The sequence below is a fragment of the Bradyrhizobium sp. SZCCHNS1050 genome (genome assembly GCF_032484785.1).
GTDB lineage: Bacteria > Pseudomonadota > Alphaproteobacteria > Rhizobiales > Xanthobacteraceae > Bradyrhizobium.
In genome coordinates this window covers 3,246,802-3,265,449 of record NZ_JAUETR010000001.1, presented here as the reverse complement: position 1 = coordinate 3,265,449, position 18,648 = coordinate 3,246,802, and the positions used below count along the sequence as shown (strand labels likewise).

Below are 18,648 nucleotides of genomic sequence, written 5' to 3'. Positions count from 1 at the left end.
GGACGTTCAGGTCTGAGACCGTGGCTTCTTTGTAGAAGCCCGGCCAATTTTTAAGGCCGGACTTCGTTCCGCCTGAGCTACGGATGTTTTTCGCGTGCGCCTCGTAATAGCGCCGGAGGACATCGACAAGTTCGACGTCCTCCGACTTCTCATCTACGGGTATACGGTTCTTGATAAACCACTGGTTAGCGCTTGCTTCCCACCTTCAAGGTTTTGCGTGCCATCTCCAAGGCTGACGCGCTCAACTTGTCTCTTGGCAGGATTGTAGCGGCAGCGGTGCCAGTGGTTACTACTCGGCTTTGTGCCACGGCTCCAGTCACCAAGTGAGTAGACCTTCCCGTCGTAGTGGCTTCAATTCACACCCGAAAGGTGATACTGGCAAGGTTTTCAATCCGAGGCGATTCCCCATGGCGCTGCTTAACGAAATCATTGAGGCCGCAACCGACGATAAAGTGCCGGTCGGCACGCTTTTGCGGAAATGCCTCGTGCTTGAACACCAGGTTAGGAATGAGAAATTCAAGAGATGGCTTGACCAAGAGCTTGATGGTTATACGGGCGGCCAGGATGAAATGCCGAGCTATCGCGTGTTCAACTGCGTCAACAGGGGCAACTTTATCGGATCAGCTTATCAATTGAACGATCAACCCCTTTCCCTTCATATCATGCAGGAAAAGGACAGGAAGCTCGTCGAAAAATGTGTCCTCCATCAGCCCGCGGCCGCATATGAAGGACGACCCGATAAGACCACCGATGCGTCTCTTCCGTGGAATCCACACATCACCACGAAATACCAAACGAAGTTTTTCAAGGACAGCGACCTGGTCCTCAATAGAGCGTGGCAAGAGATCCCCGGCTCAGTGCTCGTTGGGCTTTTGGAGCAGGTGCGGAATCGCGTATTGAGATTCGCTCTAGAATTGAAGGATGCGTTACCGGCCAATAGCACGGATGCCTCTCAGGTTCCGAAGAGCGTCGTAGAGCACTCCGTGGTCAACAACATCTACGGCGGGAACATCCTTATCGCATCTCACGCCCAGAACTTCTCGCAGATTTCTCAGACCAATTTGGCCGAGGGCGACTCTGCAGGCCTCGTAAAGGCTCTTGCGGAGCTTGGCGTTACGCAAGAAGGCATATCCGCTCTCCAAGCCGCTATGAAGGCGGATAGGGATTCAGGCCAGGAGAGCATAGGAACCAAGACTAAAGGCTGGCTTGCCGATGTGCGAAAATACATCGCGAAGGAAGGCGCTAAAGCTGGATTCGAGGTCGCAAAGCAAGCGGCCACCAAATGGGTGCTCCAGCACTATGGCCTACTTCCCCCAGGTTAATTCTGCCGACACCCGACCTCATCCCAACTCGCGGGCTCACCGTGCCGATCCGTGCCACAGCACGTAGATCGGGCAAGGACGCCAGTCGCTTTACAGCCAGGAGCCGAGCTGGTCGAAGTATATCCGCTGGGCTAGGCTTGCTCAGAGCTCGCTACCAACTTCAATCTTCTTCACTGAAGAGAGGGCGTCGACTTGCGACTGAGATAAATGTCCACCAGCAGCCGGAATGCCAGCGGCAAGCTCTTTCGCCACCTCATGGATAGTGAGAGCGTGCTTCTGTACAAGTTCGCCAGTCCGGTTGGCATATTGTTCGACGTACTTATCGAGAAGCTTTTGCCGGTCGTCATCCTCGCTCTCAAGTCCCGCAAGCAAAAGCAACAACTCACGGATCTTCGCAAAATCGTTCATGCCGACTTCAGACGAAAAGTCTTTCAACGCCTGTTGCTGATCGATCGTTACTCCACGCAATGCTTCGGCTGCAACGCCAGCGTAGAGCACGACCACGCGTCTGGCTACGTATTGTTTGATGGCCTCGATGTCGCGCAAATCCGGGACAAGGGTTATCCCGGCTCCCGCGTCTTTCTGGCCAAACCGAATCTCTCCGGTTTCAAAACCTAGCAATTTCGCGATGACGAGGTGGCCAGCTTCATGTCTGAGGATATCGATCTTCCTGCGAACTCGAGTGAACGTCGACTTAGGCATTTTGATCCCCCCACAGCCTGGCTTCTACCAGCTTTCTAATCCCCTCGTCCGTTTTTCGCCAGTTCTCAGGTCGCTTGCGCTGGCGCATAACTTCCTAATCCCATCGCGACCGCTGCCGCTCGGCTTCCGTGGTTTTTCGCACCTTCGCTGGACGACGGTGAACCCATGCCGCCGACCCGAATAGAGCTACGCGAAGCGTTCAAACTCCTTAGAGAGGACGATGACACAATCTACTATATTCTCGCCAAGTGCGCGGGCGTTTATCACGCACTCCATCCATGGAAGCGTGGCCGATTCTCATCGCAGGACAGTCCGGCCCTCTAGAGCACTGGTGTGTCCTGCCACCCCTCCGTGGAGAGAAAGCAGGCGCGGATCAGGTTTCTTTTTTCTTACGCCGCCGCCGAACCGGTTTAGGCAGGAGATCCCCCTTGGGATACATGAAGTCCCACTGTGGCCACGAACGGCCAATGTCGATCAAACAAGCCTCGTAAAGCGCGGTGATGTCGGCTACGACTTGCTTACGCTCGGTCGGCGTCAGAGCATCAAAAGCAAAATAGGCGTAGTTTTCATTGACATCTTCCCTCGCTTTGCGTCTCGCCTCCATGATGCGATTGAACGCTGGGCGAAGATGCTCAGGGAAGTCCCGTTCATGATATGTCGCCAGCGCGAAAGTCGCGGCATCGTAACGGTCGCGCAGCTTTCCTTGACCAGCGAGCTTTCGCACGGCGGTTTGAAGCGCGATAAGCTTTCCAACGTGGTCTCCACCCCAGCCGAAATCATCATTCAAGGCACGTCACCCTTTCGCGACCCGCCGATTGAATGGGGCTTATTCAGGAAATAGTCCCGATTTCCCGTCGCGGCTTCGGCGTACTGGTCGATCGACACAATGATCACCTGGACGTGTGCATAGCACCAGCCCTCTCGCGTCGCTTTGTTTCGGACGTCGTTCAGCGCCTTGAGGAATGGCGACAGCTCGGGCTCATCGCTGAAGTATCTCACCATGGTCGCCCTCCAAGAAGCCTGCCCGCGTTATGGCCTGGTTTCTTGTCGTTGAGCTTGTCCCTCACGGCACAGAGGTTATCGATGGTGTCCAGCATCCTCTGGAGGAGAACCTCCGCCGAGGCCGTGGGTATGCCAGCTCGCTTAAGCAGAAAGATCTCTCTCCTCTCCCTGCCGACGTGGGTGCGCATACACGCTATTTCTTCCCGGATAAAATCAATGTCCGGCATTGTCCGCCCTTAGATGGAAGGCCATTATAGAAACAAAACAAGAACGAAGAGTCCAGCCCGTAGATCTCAGGTAAGCGACTGGGCTAGAGTTTTTCGAAGGCTGGGTACGATGCGATGGACGACAAGGAATCCAATCCACACCAAGGCGGGGAACCCAGTGACCGAGCGTCGTTCCATGGCGTGGCTGGTGAAGGCCGGGTTGGCGGAGGTGATGTCGCCAACTTTCGCGGTGTCGTCGGGGTCGGAGAAGCCGGTCAGCTGACTCCCGTGACGTCAAATGCCACGTTGCAAACCGCCGTCAATGCGCAAGCAACTATTGCGCTCGATCCTATTACGAGTGATGCGACCGTAACCGTCATCCCCGAGGTTGTTCGTGCACCCTTTAGTCCCATTGGTATAGCAGAGAAGTTAGCCGAGAATCCGGAGTTCTACCGGCGCTTGGCCGAGACCATCGCGTCCGAATTAGCACGTGAGACGGCGATCCATACGGGCTCTGGCAACACCCAGCACGTCATCAGGGGTGAGCTTCAGAAGCTGGAGCAAGGCTTTGGACAGATGGCCCAGCTCATTGCCGCTAAAACTTATGACAAAGCGGCTGAGGTCGTGTTGTCTCTCCGAGATGGGCTTATAGCGTTCGACCACAGCCATCCGGAGCTTGTCGACATGTTCGGAAAAATCGCGGCCGTCTCTCTTGGGACCTACTTGCTTGGATGCCTTGGGGTTCCGGCTGTCTTAGGCGTCTTGGTATCCGCGTCTGTTGTCAAGAGTGAGAAGCTTTCTGATCTGCTGAAGTTCTGGAAATGACGAAGCTCCTCTTTCTTATGCCCCGTTAAGCACTTCTGACTTTCCGCCGATTCCCTCCACAATCAGTGGAGGGGTGCATGAGCTGGTTTCATTCAAAGCCTGAAAACGCCGTGGTTGTCCTGCCGCCGGAAAGGCAGACGCAAATCTTGGACATCAACGCCAACTCCCATGTCATGCAGGGGATAGGCCAGCAGATTGCATCCATAGCCCCAAACTGACAGTTCACCATCGAAAGCGAGCATACGGGCAAGGGAACGCGGCTTAGCTTTTTAGATTGGGCCACCTTTGTTCTCAAGCCAGGCAGGGCGGTTTTCGATCCGCAACTGGCTGCATCACCCAACGCGCTTTCGTCCATTGATCCTGCAGCACGCCCCCCGGGTACGCGTCCGAGCGCCTGCAAGTTGTTGACCCACCTTTGTCTATTGATCCTTAGAGACCATGCTGTATTCGCTCGATCCTGTTTCCGTAAACCCCGCTTAACAGGATCTTTTGTTTCACCCCAATGAGATGGCCGCATCCGGCTCGCGAAGCGTCAGCACCACAGGTGCATAGGGTGTGAAAATTCATTGCCCCCTGTAAGACTGCTGCGGTTTTCTGTCTAAAGCCCATGAATTTAGCGATCCAAAACGATCCAAGCAGCCCACATTTGTCTAACGCCTCCGAACGAGTAGACTACGCTCCGTGGAACTCGGAGTAGCGCCTTGTCTTGGCTATGGCTCGTCGTCATCCTCCTGATCATTACCGTCGTGACGGCGATCGCAGGATCGCGCTTGGCGCGCGCTCGCTGAAGGTCGTCGCCAGTATCGCGGCCCTGTTCGCGCTCATGATCTGATCCACTCCACGACATGAGCTGGCACCTCAATCCCTGCGTCATCGGCGGAGAGACTCGGCGCCATGACTGGTCTGTCCTACGACCACCACCGCGACATTGGGCCCATCTTTTAGTCGTTCGACCGCTGGACGTGGGCGGTCGGCGTGCCTCTGAGCGGTGCTCCATCCGGCGAAGCAACCTCGAGACCGCGTTCGCGCCAAACCAAAGAAGCCTGGAAAAACTAAAAAAGCACTGCAATTACCGCAGAATCCGCTATAGCAATTCTCCGTTTTCCTGCGCGCTTACACCCCGCTAGGATGGAACGACGCGGGCGTAGCGAAATTGGTGGACGCAAGGGACTTAGACGCAACTTGAGTGCCCCCGGGGAGACCCGATGTGCAAAACTGCTCAAACTCAGGGAAACCGGTCAAAGGCAATCCCGAGCCGAGCGCTCCGGCCGAACGGCCGGCGCGAGGTGTCGAGACTAGACGAGCAAGCGCGAACGCGCCGGGCAAGGCGACGAAAGTCGTAGTGGTATGAAAATCCCTCGGCTCGAAAGAGCTATGCCGGTTCAAATCCGGCCGCCCGCACCACCCTAACTTTAAAGTTGATGAAACGGATACCCTCTATCATGTGCCTGATTCTGTATTAGAGTGAGGCTGGGGCCACTGACACCATGCCAAGCGCCGACCAAGTCAAAGCACTGATCTCGTCTCTTATGGAGGGCGACGAAGGACATTTTTACTCTGTTGCAATGCAGATAGCCGCGCATGAAGCGCGTCTTGGTCATGGCAAGCTCGCCGAAGAAATCCGCGCGCTGATCGACAAGGCCAAGGCGAGGATCGCGATACCCCCGAAGCAACCCATCCCACTTGCGCGACCACGCGGCGAAGTCGCGGAGCTTCTCTCCGTCTCCTACCCCAATGTTCATCTCAAAGACCTGGTCTTTGGTGCTCCGACGCGGAAAAAGCTGGACCGCGTCATCCGCGAACAGCGCGCGATTTCACTCATTCGCAACAGCGGCCTTTCCCCCCGTCGCAAATTGCTACTGGTCGGCCCACCCGGCACTGGTAAGACGCTCACTGCTTCGGCGCTTGCCGGCGAGCTCGGCTTGCCGCTCTTCGTCGTTCGCCTTGACGGGCTGATTACGAAGTTCATGGGTGAAACCGCCGCCAAGTTGCGGCTGATCTTCGAAGCCCTCAATCAGACACGCGGCGTTTATCTCTTCGATGAATTCGACAGTATCGGCTCGGCCCGCGGCTTGGCCAACGATGTCGGTGAGATCCGCCGTGTGCTCAACAGCTTCCTGCAAATGGTTGAGCAAGACCATTCGGACAGCCTGATCGTTGCCGCTACAAATCATGTCCGCATCCTTGATCAAGCCCTATTCCGTCGTTTTGACGATGTCATCCAGTACGACCTTCCCGACAAGGCTCGTATTGTCGAAGCTCTAAAAATTAAACTGGGAGCTTTCGCAACCGGCAGAATCCAATGGCCCAAGGTCGCTGTGACGGCGCAAGGGCTCAATTTTGCGGACATCACACGCGCCTGCGAGGACGCGATCAAGGATGCCATCATTCACGATCGCACGTCCGTTACGCACAGCGAACTCGTCCACGCCATTTCAGACCGAAAGACTGCCGTTACGCATAACAGCAAATGATAACCTTGTGCCGATAGGGGCGGCATGGCACCACATCCTCATCTCTTTGTTCCAACCACCAGCGAACCATCCCGTTTTACTAGCCCCAGCACCGGCCCGCGGGAGCGCATCAACTTGCCGGCCCGCGATCGCGCGGCCCATGCGCAAACGCTGACTGAGCAACTCGACGCGATCAAACCTCAAGCCGCGGCTCGCGCCGAGGAGCAGCGCGCCATCGGAATTGATGCAGGCCTCGGCATCTATCTGCGCTTTGACAGTGAGCCGAACTTTCCGCTCAAGTTCGAGAGTCTGGATATTACCGGCAGCGGCATCCAGCTTTGCAGCGTCAAGACACTTCAAGACAACACGATGCAAGCAACCGTGTTCGTTCCCGAGAACAAGCTTGAGCTATTCCTCCGCAAGATTGAGGCCTACCGGGACGAGAACACACAACCTCGCACCGAGCACGGCATCGCACGCCCCAAGAACCAGGATTTCGTCGAGAGTATCAGCAATATCCAGCTTGCGGCGCTCGAGGCTTTATGGACCGAGGAGACCTTACCGTTTCCTTTACCCGATGCCGCCATCACCTGGGAACTATGGCTGCGCCGGGAAGCGCGCATCGATCATTTGGCTCGCCTGCGCGGTTATGCCGAACATTTCAATCTCACCGTTGGCGAGCAAGTTCTGAACTTTGTCGACCGCACGGTAGTCCTCGTGCGCGGAACTGCGATCGACCTCGCGCGATCGGTCGAGATTCTCGGCATGATTGCCGAGCTGCGCCTACCTAAGGTGACGGCCACCTTCTTCACAGAGATGACCTCCGTCGAGCAACGGCAATGGATCGACGATCTCACGGCACCTGCCGCGGGCGCCCCCTACGTTTGCCTACTCGATACGGGCGTTAACCGGGCTCATGCGCTGCTTGCGCCTCTTATCGACGAGACCGATCTTCATACCTACAAACCCGCTTGGAACGTCGATGACCGCTACGGTCACGGCACGGAAATGGCAGGCCTCGCCTCGTTTGGTGATCTGACCGACGTGCTTGCCGCACAGGGACCTGTGGTCTGCACGCACCGCATCGAGTCGGTGAAGATCTTCAACGAGGATGATCCGCACGAACCCGAGCTTTACGGGGCCGTTACAGAAGAAAGCGCGGCACGCGTCGAAGTCACCGCCGACCGCAACCGCGTCTTCTGCATGTCCGTGACTTCAACTGATGGACGCGACCGGGGACGGCCATCGTCCTGGTCAGCCGCGGTCGATGCACTTGCCGCGGGCCTCGACGGCGCACCCAAACGTCTCTTCCTCGTTTCGGCCGGCAACACCGCAGCCGACCAACGGCGCAACTATCCCGCCTCGAATCTTACCGACGGCATCCATGACCCCGCCCAATCATGGAACGCTCTGACGGTGGGCGGATATACCGACAAGGTGACGATCGACGGCAATAAGTGGCCTCAATGGCAACCGCTCGCGCCGCGTGGCGATCTCGCGGCGTGCAGCTGCACCTCAACTACCTGGACAAGGTGGCCTTTCAAGCCGGATATCGTAATGGAGGCTGGCAATCTCGCATCGAACCCAGACGTCGCCGATCCCGCCGATCTGGACGATCTTCAGCTGCTTACGACGGCGCACAACTTTGCCGGGCGGCCGCCGCTCATCACTTTCGGCGACACAAGCGCCGCCGCGGCGCTCGCGAGCCGTTTTGCCGCGATGCTGTGGGCGAAATACCCCCATATGCGGCCTGAGACGGTCAGGGCGCTTATGGCCCACTTCGCAGAATGGACACCGGCTATGCTCGCGCGCTTCAGCCATGAGAACGGCCGCGTCGACTACAAAACGTTGCTCCGTTGCTGCGGCTATGGCGTCCCAAACCTGCCGCGCCTGCTCTCCAGTCTGGACAATTGTCTCACGCTTGTCGCCGAAACGGAGCTTGAGCCTTTCTTCAAGGAAGGCGGCACGGTCAAAACGCGTGAGATGCGGCCGCATCCCCTGCCCTGGCCGATTGATGAACTCGCCGAGCTCGGCGACACCGAAGTCATGATGCGGGTCACGCTCTCCTATTTCGTCGAACCTAGCCCCGGCGGTCGTGGTTGGGCGCCGCGTTACGGGTACCAGTCGCACGGACTGCGCTTCGCCGTGCGCAACCCCCTTGAGACGATCGCCGACTTCGAGCGCCGGATTAACAAATTCGCGCGTGATGAAGAATATCGGGCGCCCGGCCTTGCCGACCCAGGCTGGCAGTTTGGCCGTTTGAGCGGCCTCACGTCGGTCGGCTCGCTGCATTCCGATGTCTGGCGGGGCACCGCTGCGAGCCTCGCGGCACGCGGCCATCTTGCGGTCTATCCCACCATGGGCTGGTGGAATAAGCGTCCGCACCTCAACGCGTGGAACAGAACCGCGCGCTACTCACTCATCGTAACGATCGAGACGCCCGGTATCGAGACCGACATCTATACGCCGGTCGCTAATCAGATTGGCGTTCCGATCGAAATTGAAGTTTAGGCGGCGATGGCTTTTCTCGACCTCAAACGCTGCTTCGTTCCCCAGAAAGAAGATCAGGAGCCGAACCATGATATTGGCCGGTTGTGGGGCCGCACGTCAGCGGCTGGGATGATCTGCGGCTGCGCCGCCGCGTCATTCTGCTCGCTTAAACCTATAGTGGGAAGCAACGCGGCGCCGGTCAGAATGAACCTGCGCGCCTCGCGTGAACTCCAGCAGCGAGCAGCAGCGCCACTGCCATCGGATCAAGGACGACAACGAGCGCCAGCGTGAGCAGCCGGACCGCTCGCTCAAAGTCCGTGGTGGGTATGCCAATCAGCTCGGCGAGATATCGTATCGGTCCGACCTCGGCCTCGGCACGCCTGCGTTGCGCGTCAATCTTGGCTTTTTCGATCTGTAGATTGGCGAGAGCCTGGGACTCACGCTGGCGTTCCGCCGCGATGTCGGCACGCTCGCGACGCCTCTGGTCAGCAATCGTCATCGCTCCGACCGGCCGGCCAAGGCGCGTCGCCTCGTCGATGGCCGCGTCGATCTGGGCAATACGCCGGTCAATGTCGGTGACCATTCGGTTCTGCATCCCGAGGCGGGCCTCGACGTCTGCGGTTCTGTCGGCAAGGGTGAGATCTATGGATGCCATATGGTCGAGGTGAGCGCGGGTGAGGAAGCCGAATACGCCAACGGCGTTCAGGCCCATCAACACGCCAATCATCAGGACGAGGACGAACCTCAGGAGGGACGGCGCAGACGTCCAATGCTCAGTCAGCCAGGCCGCCGCCACGAGCTTTCCAGCCTCCAGCACGGCGCCCATGATGATGACAGGCCAGAAGGCTCCGGCAAAGATCGCGGTCAGGCCGTCGATGGAAAAGGCAGCCGATACACAAGCCAGCGCCAGAGCCACAATCAAAGCGGCGAGCTTGACGCGTGTCGGGGAACGATGGGCTTCCTCCGCTCTGGACATTCCTGTGACGCCGGCGGCGTCCGTAACGCCGGCGGTACCATCTGTAGCGGTCGGTGTTACGGTCCCCGTTACAATGATCGCTTCAGCGTTACGACTGATCAGGCCCGCGCGCTCCCAGGCTTTCAGGCGACGACTGGTCCGCATCCTATTCCAGCCCCATTGGCGTCCGAGCTCAGCGGCGCTGACCGTCACGTGTCCCTCGGGCTGGGAGCGCAGCCAGGCCAGCGCCTCCATGTCATCGAATGGATGGGGCGGAACGGACTCGGTCATGATCAGATGCTGCTCCTTGCGTTTCGGCCCGCTAGATCGGAGGCGCGCGAAAGGCCGGCTGCTCCAAAACGATGAGGCTGACCTCAGTGGCCAGAACGGGGAGCCGCCTGCCCAGACCGGGACCGGTCATCTCTCCTGCTCGCCCCGTGGGGAGAATACGGAGAGGCTTGAGCGTAGTGGTGCCGGATGGCGGACGATTCTGCCCGCCGCTTGGCGAAAGCGGATCAAGCCTCGCGAGCCCCGCCCTGTGCGCAGGTGTCCCGCAAAGGTGGCACGTCCGAAGCCAGAGCGGAACGGCCGAATTGCGCGACGCCGCACGCTACAGCCCTCCCCTTAACGGCCACGATGCGCCGTTGCTGCCGACCTGCTGCGATCGACGCTCGGTCTCAGCCATCCAGATCAGCGATTTGCGTGCGGCTTAAACACCAGTTTTCCTCGATGCTGGACCGATCCGTGTTGGATTGATGCTAGCGGGTCGTCCGGCATTCCATCTCGGATCTGCGGACGAATAGCATCGCCGATGCAGTTCGCTCGCTTGGATTCTGTCGATAGATCGCCAAGACCCTGCGGCCGGATGCCAATGGTCAGATCGGAGCAGCAGCAAAGATGCTGCCTGAGACTTACTACTCGTGTAGCCACGGCGCGGTGTCCGAGCGCAGTTCAGATTGGAATTTGAGAGGAGCGAACGTAGGGCGGGTTCGACTGGCGGCGTAATCGGGCGAGTGCGAGATGAGACAGTCGCGGCAACAAAGGCGCAGCATCGCGGGGAATCAAAAATGATTCGCCGAAGAGGACGTCCGCCGATGAAACTCTCAGCAGCACTCGACACATCCAGCACCAAGACCGCAATCTGCGTTGTGAACAGCCGTGACGGCGCCGTCGTGTTCGAAGCCAGCGTGGCGACCGATCCTGCGATCATCTTCGAAGCGTTGTCACCGTACCTGCCACGGCTCGACAAGGTCGGCCATGAAGCAGGAAGTGTAGCACCGTGGCTGCACCGCGAGCTCGTGTCTCTTGGCCTGCCCATGGTCCTGTTGGAAACGCGGCAGGCCGCGGCTGCGCTGGAAGCCCAGCGCAACAAGACTGACAAAAATGACGCGCGAGGATTGGCGCACCTCGTGCGTGCGGGCTGGTATCGACCGGTTCATGTCAAGAGTCAGGAGAGTCACAAGATACGGCTTCTGCTGGGACACCGGCGAACGCTGAAGCGAAAATTGCTCGACATAGAGAACGAGATCAGACAGTCCCTGAAGGTCTTCGGATTGATGGTCGGACCGCGGGTCCAGCGCGCGACATTTGTAGCGCGAGTGCACGAGTTGGTGGCTTGTGACCGGCTTATCGCCGGCGTGACAGACTGCGTGTTGAGAGCGTGGGAAGCACTGTGGGCCGAGTACAAAAAGCTGCATGATCTGCTGGTGCAGATGGTCGGCCGGGACGAACTCTGTCGACGCTTTTGCGCCATTCCCGGCGTCGGCCCGGTGACGGCACTGACCTTCAAGGCGGCCATCGATGATCCGCACAGGTTCAGCAAGTCGAAGACCGTCGGCGCGCATTTCGGACTGACATCCAGGCGTATCCAGACGGGCACATCCATCGACATCGAAGGGCACATTTCGAAGTGCGGCGACGGGGAGGTGCGCACCGTGCTCTACGAGGCGGCGAGCGCGATGCTGGTGCGCTCCAAGCAATGGTGCGGCATCAAGGCCTGGGGTGTCCGGGTCGCAGCTAAGCGAGGCCACAAGCGCGCGGTGGTGGCCGTTGCACGCAAGCTGGCAGTGGTGATGCATCGCATGTGGATCGACGGATCTGTGTTCCGGTTCGCAGCCGAAGATAAAAGCCCCGCTGAACCGAATTTAAGCAACCCGACGGCGCTCGCCGCCGCAATGTGAGAGCTCTGGCGAGCGCCGTCTGGCAGACAGCTCGACGACAGAAGAATGGCTGAGTTTCCGCTGATCGGCGGAAAGGCGTTTGGTGGATCGAAGCGGATGTGGAGAGCACGCTATCTTGCCGGCGACGACAGCCCGATCGAGGCTGCGAGCGCGCGTGAGTGCCTGTGTTGCCCCGCGATCCTGACGACGACATGTGCGCCCGCATGGCGAGCGGGGCTGAGCACGGACTCCTGCATGGACCACCAGATGTCATCACCGCAAGATCACGACGAAAGCCGGACCATTGTCATGTTGTCGACCGCTCGGGTGCAGCCGTATAGTATGAAGCAGAGGAGACGATCATGTCGAAGAAGAAGGCGGAGAGACGCCCGATTACTCTGTCGGCGTAATCGGGCGCGCGCAAGACGAGACAGTCTTGGCGGCAAAGGCGCAGCATTGCGGTGAATCAACATTGATTCGCCGAAGAGGACGTCCGCCGATGAAACTCTCAGCAGCACTCGACACCTCGAGCACGAAGACCGCGATCTGCGTCATGAACAGCCGCGACGGCACCATTGTGTTCGAAGCCAGCGTTTTGACCGATCCGGCGATCATCTTTGAAGCGCTTGCGCCGTATCTGCCGCGGCTCGACAAGGTCGGCCATGAAGCAGGCAGTGTAGCACCTTGGCTGCACCGTGAGCTCGTGTCCCTGGGCCTTCCCATGGTGCTGTTGGAAGCACGGCAGGCAGCGGCCGCCCTGCAGGCGCAGCGCAATAAGACCGACAAGAATGACGCGCGCGGTCTGGCGCATCTGGTGCGGGCGGGCTGGTATCGACCGGTCCACGTCAAGAGCCCGGAGAGCCATAAACTACGGCTGCTCCTCGCTCACCGCCGGACGCTCAAGCGCAAGCTGCTCGATATCGAAAACGAAATCAGACAGTCGCTGAAGGTGTTCGGTCTGTTGGTTGGACCGCGGGTTCAGCGGGCCTCGTTTACGGCGCGGGTGCGAGACCTGGTGGCTCATGACAGTCTGATTGGGGGCATAACGGAATGCATGTTACGGGCCTGGGAAGCACTATGGGCCGAGTACAAGAGGCTGCACGACTTGCTGGTTCAAATGGTCGGCCGGGACGAGCTCTGCCGGCGCTTCTGCGCCATTCCAGGCGTTGGTCCCGTGACCGCTTTGACCTTCAAGGCAGCGATCGACGATCCGCACCGGTTCAGCAAGTCCAAGACCGTGGGGGCGCATTTTGGGCTGACCTCCCGCCGCATACAGACGGGCACATCGATCGACATCGAAGGGCACATCTCGAAGTGCGGCGATGGGGAGGTTCGTACCGTGCTCTACGAGGCTGCGAGCGCGATGCTGGTGCGCTCCAAGAAATGGTGCGGCATCAAGGCCTGGGGTGTTCGGATCGCAGCCAAACGTGGCCACAAACGCGCGGTGGTGGCCGTTGCGCGTAAGCTGGCGGTGGTCATGCATCGCATGTGGATCGATGGATCTGTGTTCCGGTTCGCAGCCGAAGATGAAAGTGCAGCCGAACCGAGTTTTAGCAACCCGACGGCGCTCGCCGCCGCTATGTGAGAGCTCTGGCGAGCGCCGTCTGACAGACAGTGCGACGACAGAAGATTGGCTGAGCTTCCGCCGGTCGGCGGAGAGGCGTTTGGTGGATCGAAGCGGATGCGGAGAGCACGTTATCTTGCCGGCGACGACAGCTCGATTGAGACGTCGAGCGCGCTACTGTGTCTGTGTTGCCCCGCGATCCTGACGACGACATGTGCGCCCGCATGGCTGGCGGGGCTGAGCACGAACTCCTGGATGGACCACCAGATGTCATCACCCCCAGATCATGACGAAAGCCGGACCAATGCCACGTTGTCGACCGCTCGTGTGCAGCCGTATAATATCAAGCAGAGGAGACGATCATGTCGGAGCAGAACGCGGAGAAGCGCCCGATTACTCCCGGCAAGATAAAAGCGCCTCTCCGTGGCGAAGAATCGGCGGTCGTATGTCTTTGCGTTCACTCAGAGCAGCATGGCACCAAAGCAGACTTCGTAGAGTTGCTTGAAGATCAAAAGCGAGGAAAATCAGCGCCCCGAACGGCACCATTCGCAGCCTGGCGAACTGGTTCGCAGATTGGGACAGTCCTATCCATGAGCGCCCGGAAGGCCGCTGCCGGACCAACGGAGCTCCGTCCAGGCTCGCGCTGCGCCCGGCCCTCGGAGCCGGCTCACGGCCTTGACTGAGCTTCTGTGGCCCGGCTCTTGGCCTCCATGCGCTTAAGGATTCTTGTGAGCACAGGCGCTCGACTGACGAACAGGCGGAGCCCCGTTGGGGTCAGCTTTCTAGTTGATGACCGGAAATGATCCGAGGCACCGAACGTAGCGCGAGTGCCCCATTGCGAACCGTCGCGATCATGTGACCGACGTCCGCAAACAGCCCATTACGGACGTGGAGGGCTGCTGGTATTCACGATCGAACCGGGCTGGATCACTATGTCCGGGTTACCTCTGGTCGCGACCGTCAGCGCGGACATCGAAGGTCGGCAGCCATGGGCCAACAAGAGACGTCGCTATGAGGATGGTTGGCGGGTATCCAAAGAAAACACTTCAACAGGCGTTCTGCTTAATTCTGTTAATGATTAGTGTTTAGCAATCTGGTCAAGCTCGCAACGGGTGGGATCATCCTATGCATATTCGCCAGATTGTTTTCGCCGTCGTGCTGCTCGGCGCTTTGGTTCGGTTCGAGCATGCCCAAGCTGAAGATGGCTTCCCAGCAGCGGAGTGGGAGCGCGTCACGCCTGCAGAATTGGGTTGGTCAGAAACCGGATTGGCCCAAGCGCGATCCTTTTCGGATCAGATTCATTCGAGCGCAGTTGTGATCGTTCAGCACGGCAAGGTCGTGGCCGAGTGGGGCAGTACGACGAAGCCGATGGAAGTCGCTTCAATCCGCAAGAGCATGCTCAGCGCCCTGATCGGCATCGCAGTGTCGGATCACCAGATCAACCTTGACAGCACGCTTGGCGAACTTGGCATCGACGATAACCCGCCTGGCTTGACCGGGGTCGAGAAGGGCGCGACGGTGCGCGAACTCCTCGAAGCGCGTTCCGGGGTCTACCACGCGGCGCTCTATGAGACGCCGGACAATGCCAAGATGAGACCGCCGCGCGGCAGTCACCCGCCCGGCACCTTCTGGTATTACAACAATTGGGACTTCAACGCGCTTGGCACGATCTACGAGCACGCAACTGGCACCGGCCTCTTCGAGGCGCTCGACCAAAAGATCGCAAAGCCAATCGGCATGCAGGACTACCGGCCACAGGATGGCAGCTACGTCCGCGGCGAAGCGTCTATCCACCCCGCCTATGAGATCCGCATGAGCGCACGGGACTTGGCGCGTTTTGCACTTCTCTATCTTCACAAAGGCAATTGGGCCGGACACCAGATCGTGCCGCGGGAGTGGGTGGAAGAGAGCACGCGCAGCTATTCGAAAGCAGCGTTCGGGATGGGCTATGGCTATCTCTGGTGGATCGGTTTTCTGGGCGGTGACGTTGCGCCTACGGTGACTTTGCCCGAGGGAAGCTTTATGGCCCAAGGTGCCGGCGGCCAATACGCCTTAGTCGTACCCGCACTCGACCTTGTCGTGGTGCATCGTGTCGACCGCGATGCGCCGTACGTCGAACCTTCATTTCGCAACATGGCCAGGCTCTTCTGGCTCATCCTGAAGGCCGATGGCTATGATCCGGGGCCCGATGCCTCGCTCACCGCAGCAACCGGCGAAAGACCGACAGGTGAGACCCTGGCCGCAAAATTCAAGGGCAAGACGATCAGCTTCGGTCCGAAGCTCAAGAATGGTCCGTTATCCATGCGATTCGAGCCCGACGGCCGGATGACTTATCCGCACTGGGACGAGTCCTTTGGGCCCGCAACGGGGACATGGGCGGTCGCGGAGGATAAGCTCTGTATCTTGATCTCGGCTGCTAGACGTCGTTGCTACATTCCAGTGCTGAACGGTGAGCAGATTGAGTTGTTCGACCAGCTTGGCGTCATGCAAATCGCCGGGGTGGCGCTGCCTCAGTGATCTGCATGCAGCAATCGGCTCGCGACGTCCCGTTCAGGGTCAAAGACTGAAATTCTCATGCCGAGCAAATCTCTTCTGCACAACCTCGAATAACCGACACGGCATGGCCTTGACGGCCTTTCTCTGCCGGGCCATGGGCTGTCCTCCGAAATGGAGTGGCGCTATGGCCGGTGTACCCCAGATAACAGGCGACTTGCCGCAGCGCCGCAAGTCGGCAGCCATGGGCCAAAGGCAGACCAACCAAGCGCGACGTAGAGAGACTTACCCGGTTTGTAGGTCGGATCGAAAGAACCGAACCACTCGATCTATCGCGTCGGTTGTCGCGGGATCGTTATCCGAAAAGTCGAAGCCATGATCTTTCCCTGGATAAACGACCTGTTCGGCTTGTGCTCCCACCGATTTTGCGAGTTTGACCAACGCCTCGCCTTGCGCAAGAGGAACGTTGTGATCAGCGTCGCCGTGAAGTTCGAGCAGAGGCGGCAGACGCTTCACGCGAGATACCATTTTGTTTGGCATCCCGCCGTAGAGCACGGCCAAAGCTGAGACTCTGTCGTCTCGCGCCGCAGCTGCCGCAGCCACGTAACCGCCGAGTGAAAACCCAAGCAGGCCGACCCGTCCAGAGCTATCAGGCCTTTCTAGGATGCCAGTCAGAGCGGAAGATACGCGGTCGGCCCATATATCGAACCGGTCCGTTCGATATGCTTCCCGCTCCTCCTGTGTGCTTAGCTTGTCCAGCACTTGTTCGTCTGCGCGGCTGTAGTAGCGGATCAGGTAGGCATCAATGCCTGCCGCAGTCAAAGCATTAGCATAGCGCTCATAAGCACGCGGCTTAAGTTCAATGCCCCTCGCGCCATGCAGGACTACGACTCCTGGCCGCTTTCCGGTTGACTCTGGACTGTAGCGTTTCAGGGCGATGGAGCCCTCCACACTCATCGCTGTAAGCTCCTCAGGAGGTGCTGCGAACAGAGGGTGCGAGGTCGCCACGAGCGTTAGCCCGCCCATGAAGTATCTTCGGTTGATCACTGCGTAACCCCCGGCTTGAAAATGGCCCTTGACCAGCATCGGGATACCATATTGCCATGTCGTGGCAATGGTCCGCTTCGGGTCGATGCTGTCGAAAAATGCACTGTTTCAATTGGGTTTGCTGTTGGAAGAGCCTCTCGGCTTGTTTCTGGTCAGCGTCGAGGCCTAGTCGCGAACATCACGCCCGGCTGCCTGGCATTCACCCAATCGAGGTGCACACTCCACCTGTTGGCGGGCGGAGTAAACGCAACGCCATCGTCTTGAGGTTCTGCACAATGGCTGCAAGGTGAAACTCGTCGCGGGCGCCGGAAAGGCCTCTGAGCCGCATGCGCTCGAAACCGTGGTGAGTTTTGAGGTGAGCGAAACGCATCTCAACGCGCTTTCGTTCGTCGCGCGACTTCAGAAACGCTTTCGTTTTCATCTTGCTCCGAGCGAGATCCCGAGCGTCCTCATTAATATCGCGCAGGATGCGGCGCGAAGGCATGTTCGGGCAACACCTCGGCTTCAGGGAGCAGGCGCGGCAGTCCAGCACCGAGGCAATATAGCGGATTGTGTGATCGCTGCCGGCATGCCCAGTGGTGCCCAGCGTCTTGCCGGCGGGGCAGATGTAGACGTTACTCTTCTTCTTGAAGACAAAGTCAGAGCGAGAGAATGTGTTGTCCTCTCGCGCGCTCTTATCCCAGACCGGGATATGCGGTATGATGCCTGCACCGACAACAAAGGCAAGGAGCTTGCCGGTCCCGTAGGCCGTGTCGGCGGCAAGCCGCTTCGGCTTCAGATTGAATCGTCGTCTGGTGCGCTCGATCATAGTTGAGGTCGCCGCCACCTCGTCAAAGGTCCGCGCCGGCGTGGCTTCAACGTCGACGATGATCGCGTGCTTGAGGTCGATAAGGTAGTTTAGGCCATATCCGAACAGCACGCGCTTGTTGGCTTTTGCCGTCCACGCCGACGACGGATCGGAAGGCGAGATCACCTTCGGCGGCTTGCGATCGGACGCTGCCGTGGGGGTCCCATCAGAGCCGCCACCGCGAGCATCACCGCCTTGCTGGACCCGCGCCTCGGCCTCAAGTCCAGCAAGATACTCGCTCACTGCACGCTTCTGACGTTGCGTGTCGGTCCATTCCAGTTCGTCCGGCGCTTTGCCGTGATAGCGGCTGGCATTGGCTTCCATCACGCTCGCATCCGCAGCGAACCCCTCGCCCTTGACGAGCCCGGCAACCATGCAGGCTGCAACCACGCGCTCAAAAATGTAGCGCAGGATCTCGCTCTGGCGGAAGCGGCCGAGCCGGTTCACCGAGAAGGTCGAATGGTGCGGAACCTTATCGTCGAGATCGAGCCTGCAGAACCAGCGGTAAGCAAGGTGCAGCGCCACTTCCTGACACAGCCGCCGCGATCGTGTCCCCAAGCGTGGTGTAGCTGGCGGCCCACCG

At 59.0% G+C, this 18,648-nt stretch carries 14 protein-coding genes; 8 read left to right on the top strand and 6 right to left on the bottom strand.

All coding sequences use genetic code 11. The annotated features are described in order from the left end of the window. Positions 1 to 407: 407 nt before the first annotated feature. Positions 408 to 1,322: a hypothetical protein gene (locus QX094_RS14775; RefSeq protein WP_316187967.1), complete on the top strand. Its 915-nt coding sequence runs from the start codon at positions 408 to 410 to the stop codon at positions 1,320 to 1,322. Positions 1,323 to 1,463: 141 nt separating this feature from the next. Here QX094_RS14775 and QX094_RS14770 read toward each other — a convergent pair whose 3' ends face one another. From QX094_RS14770 to QX094_RS14760, 3 genes are all read right to left on the bottom strand, one after another. Beyond that, positions 1,464 to 2,024 carry a hypothetical protein gene (locus tag QX094_RS14770; protein ID WP_316187966.1) on the bottom strand — a complete coding sequence of 187 codons (561 nt, stop codon included), beginning with the start codon at positions 2,022 to 2,024 and terminating at the stop codon, positions 1,464 to 1,466. A 373-nt stretch (positions 2,025 to 2,397) separates the two neighbouring features. Continuing rightward, positions 2,398 to 2,811: a hypothetical protein gene (locus tag QX094_RS14765; protein ID WP_316187965.1), complete on the bottom strand. Its 414-nt coding sequence runs from the start codon at positions 2,809 to 2,811 to the stop codon at positions 2,398 to 2,400. Next, positions 2,808 to 3,026: a hypothetical protein gene (locus tag QX094_RS14760; protein WP_316187964.1), complete on the bottom strand. Its 219-nt coding sequence runs from the start codon at positions 3,024 to 3,026 to the stop codon at positions 2,808 to 2,810. Before QX094_RS14760 ends, QX094_RS14765 begins: the two co-directional genes overlap by 4 nt. A 341-nt stretch (positions 3,027 to 3,367) precedes the next feature. Here QX094_RS14760 and QX094_RS14755 point away from each other — a divergent pair, with 341 nt between their 5' ends. From QX094_RS14755 to QX094_RS14740, 4 genes are all read left to right on the top strand, one after another. Next, the gene (locus tag QX094_RS14755; protein WP_316187963.1) at positions 3,368 to 4,057 is read left to right on the top strand and encodes a hypothetical protein; all 690 of its coding nucleotides are present in this window, start codon (positions 3,368 to 3,370) and stop codon (positions 4,055 to 4,057) included. Between the two features lie 77 nt (positions 4,058 to 4,134). Further along, positions 4,135 to 4,275, top strand: coding sequence for a hypothetical protein (locus QX094_RS14750; protein WP_316187962.1), 141 nt, complete (start codon positions 4,135 to 4,137; stop codon positions 4,273 to 4,275). Between the two features lie 1,269 nt (positions 4,276 to 5,544). Then, entirely contained in the window at positions 5,545 to 6,531 is a 987-nt protein-coding gene (locus tag QX094_RS14745) for an ATP-binding protein (RefSeq protein WP_316187961.1), read from the top strand. Between the two features lie 114 nt (positions 6,532 to 6,645). Then, the gene (locus QX094_RS14740) at positions 6,646 to 9,021 is read left to right on the top strand and encodes a S8 family peptidase (protein WP_316187960.1); all 2,376 of its coding nucleotides are present in this window, start codon (positions 6,646 to 6,648) and stop codon (positions 9,019 to 9,021) included. 178 nt (positions 9,022 to 9,199) lie between these two features. Here the strand turns inward: QX094_RS14740 and QX094_RS14735 are convergent, their stop codons facing one another. Continuing rightward, positions 9,200 to 10,246, bottom strand: a complete 1,047-nt coding sequence (locus QX094_RS14735; RefSeq protein ID WP_316187959.1) for a hypothetical protein — start codon at positions 10,244 to 10,246, stop codon at positions 9,200 to 9,202. Positions 10,247 to 11,049: 803 nt separating this feature from the next. Between QX094_RS14735 and QX094_RS14730 the strand changes: the two genes are divergently transcribed. The 3 genes from QX094_RS14730 (at position 11,050) to QX094_RS14720 (ending at position 16,195) form a co-directional block, all read left to right on the top strand. Next, positions 11,050 to 12,135, top strand: a complete 1,086-nt coding sequence (locus QX094_RS14730) for an IS110 family transposase (RefSeq protein WP_316187958.1) — start codon at positions 11,050 to 11,052, stop codon at positions 12,133 to 12,135. A 478-nt stretch (positions 12,136 to 12,613) separates the two neighbouring features. Then, positions 12,614 to 13,699 carry an IS110 family transposase gene (locus QX094_RS14725; protein WP_316187957.1) on the top strand — a complete coding sequence of 362 codons (1,086 nt, stop codon included), beginning with the start codon at positions 12,614 to 12,616 and terminating at the stop codon, positions 13,697 to 13,699. Positions 13,700 to 14,803: 1,104 nt separating this feature from the next. Continuing rightward, positions 14,804 to 16,195, top strand: coding sequence for a serine hydrolase (locus tag QX094_RS14720; protein ID WP_316167925.1), 1,392 nt, complete (start codon positions 14,804 to 14,806; stop codon positions 16,193 to 16,195). A 261-nt stretch (positions 16,196 to 16,456) separates the two neighbouring features. Here QX094_RS14720 and QX094_RS14715 read toward each other — a convergent pair whose 3' ends face one another. Both QX094_RS14715 and QX094_RS14710 read right to left on the bottom strand, forming a co-directional pair. After that, complete coding sequence (locus QX094_RS14715) at positions 16,457 to 17,257, bottom strand: dienelactone hydrolase family protein (RefSeq protein WP_316187956.1); 801 nt, start codon at positions 17,255 to 17,257, stop codon at positions 16,457 to 16,459. A 160-nt stretch (positions 17,258 to 17,417) separates the two neighbouring features. After that, on the bottom strand, positions 17,418 to 18,623 hold the full coding sequence (locus tag QX094_RS14710) for an IS1182 family transposase (protein WP_316187955.1): 1,206 nt from the start codon (positions 18,621 to 18,623) through the stop codon (positions 17,418 to 17,420). Positions 18,624 to 18,648: the final 25 nt, after the last annotated feature.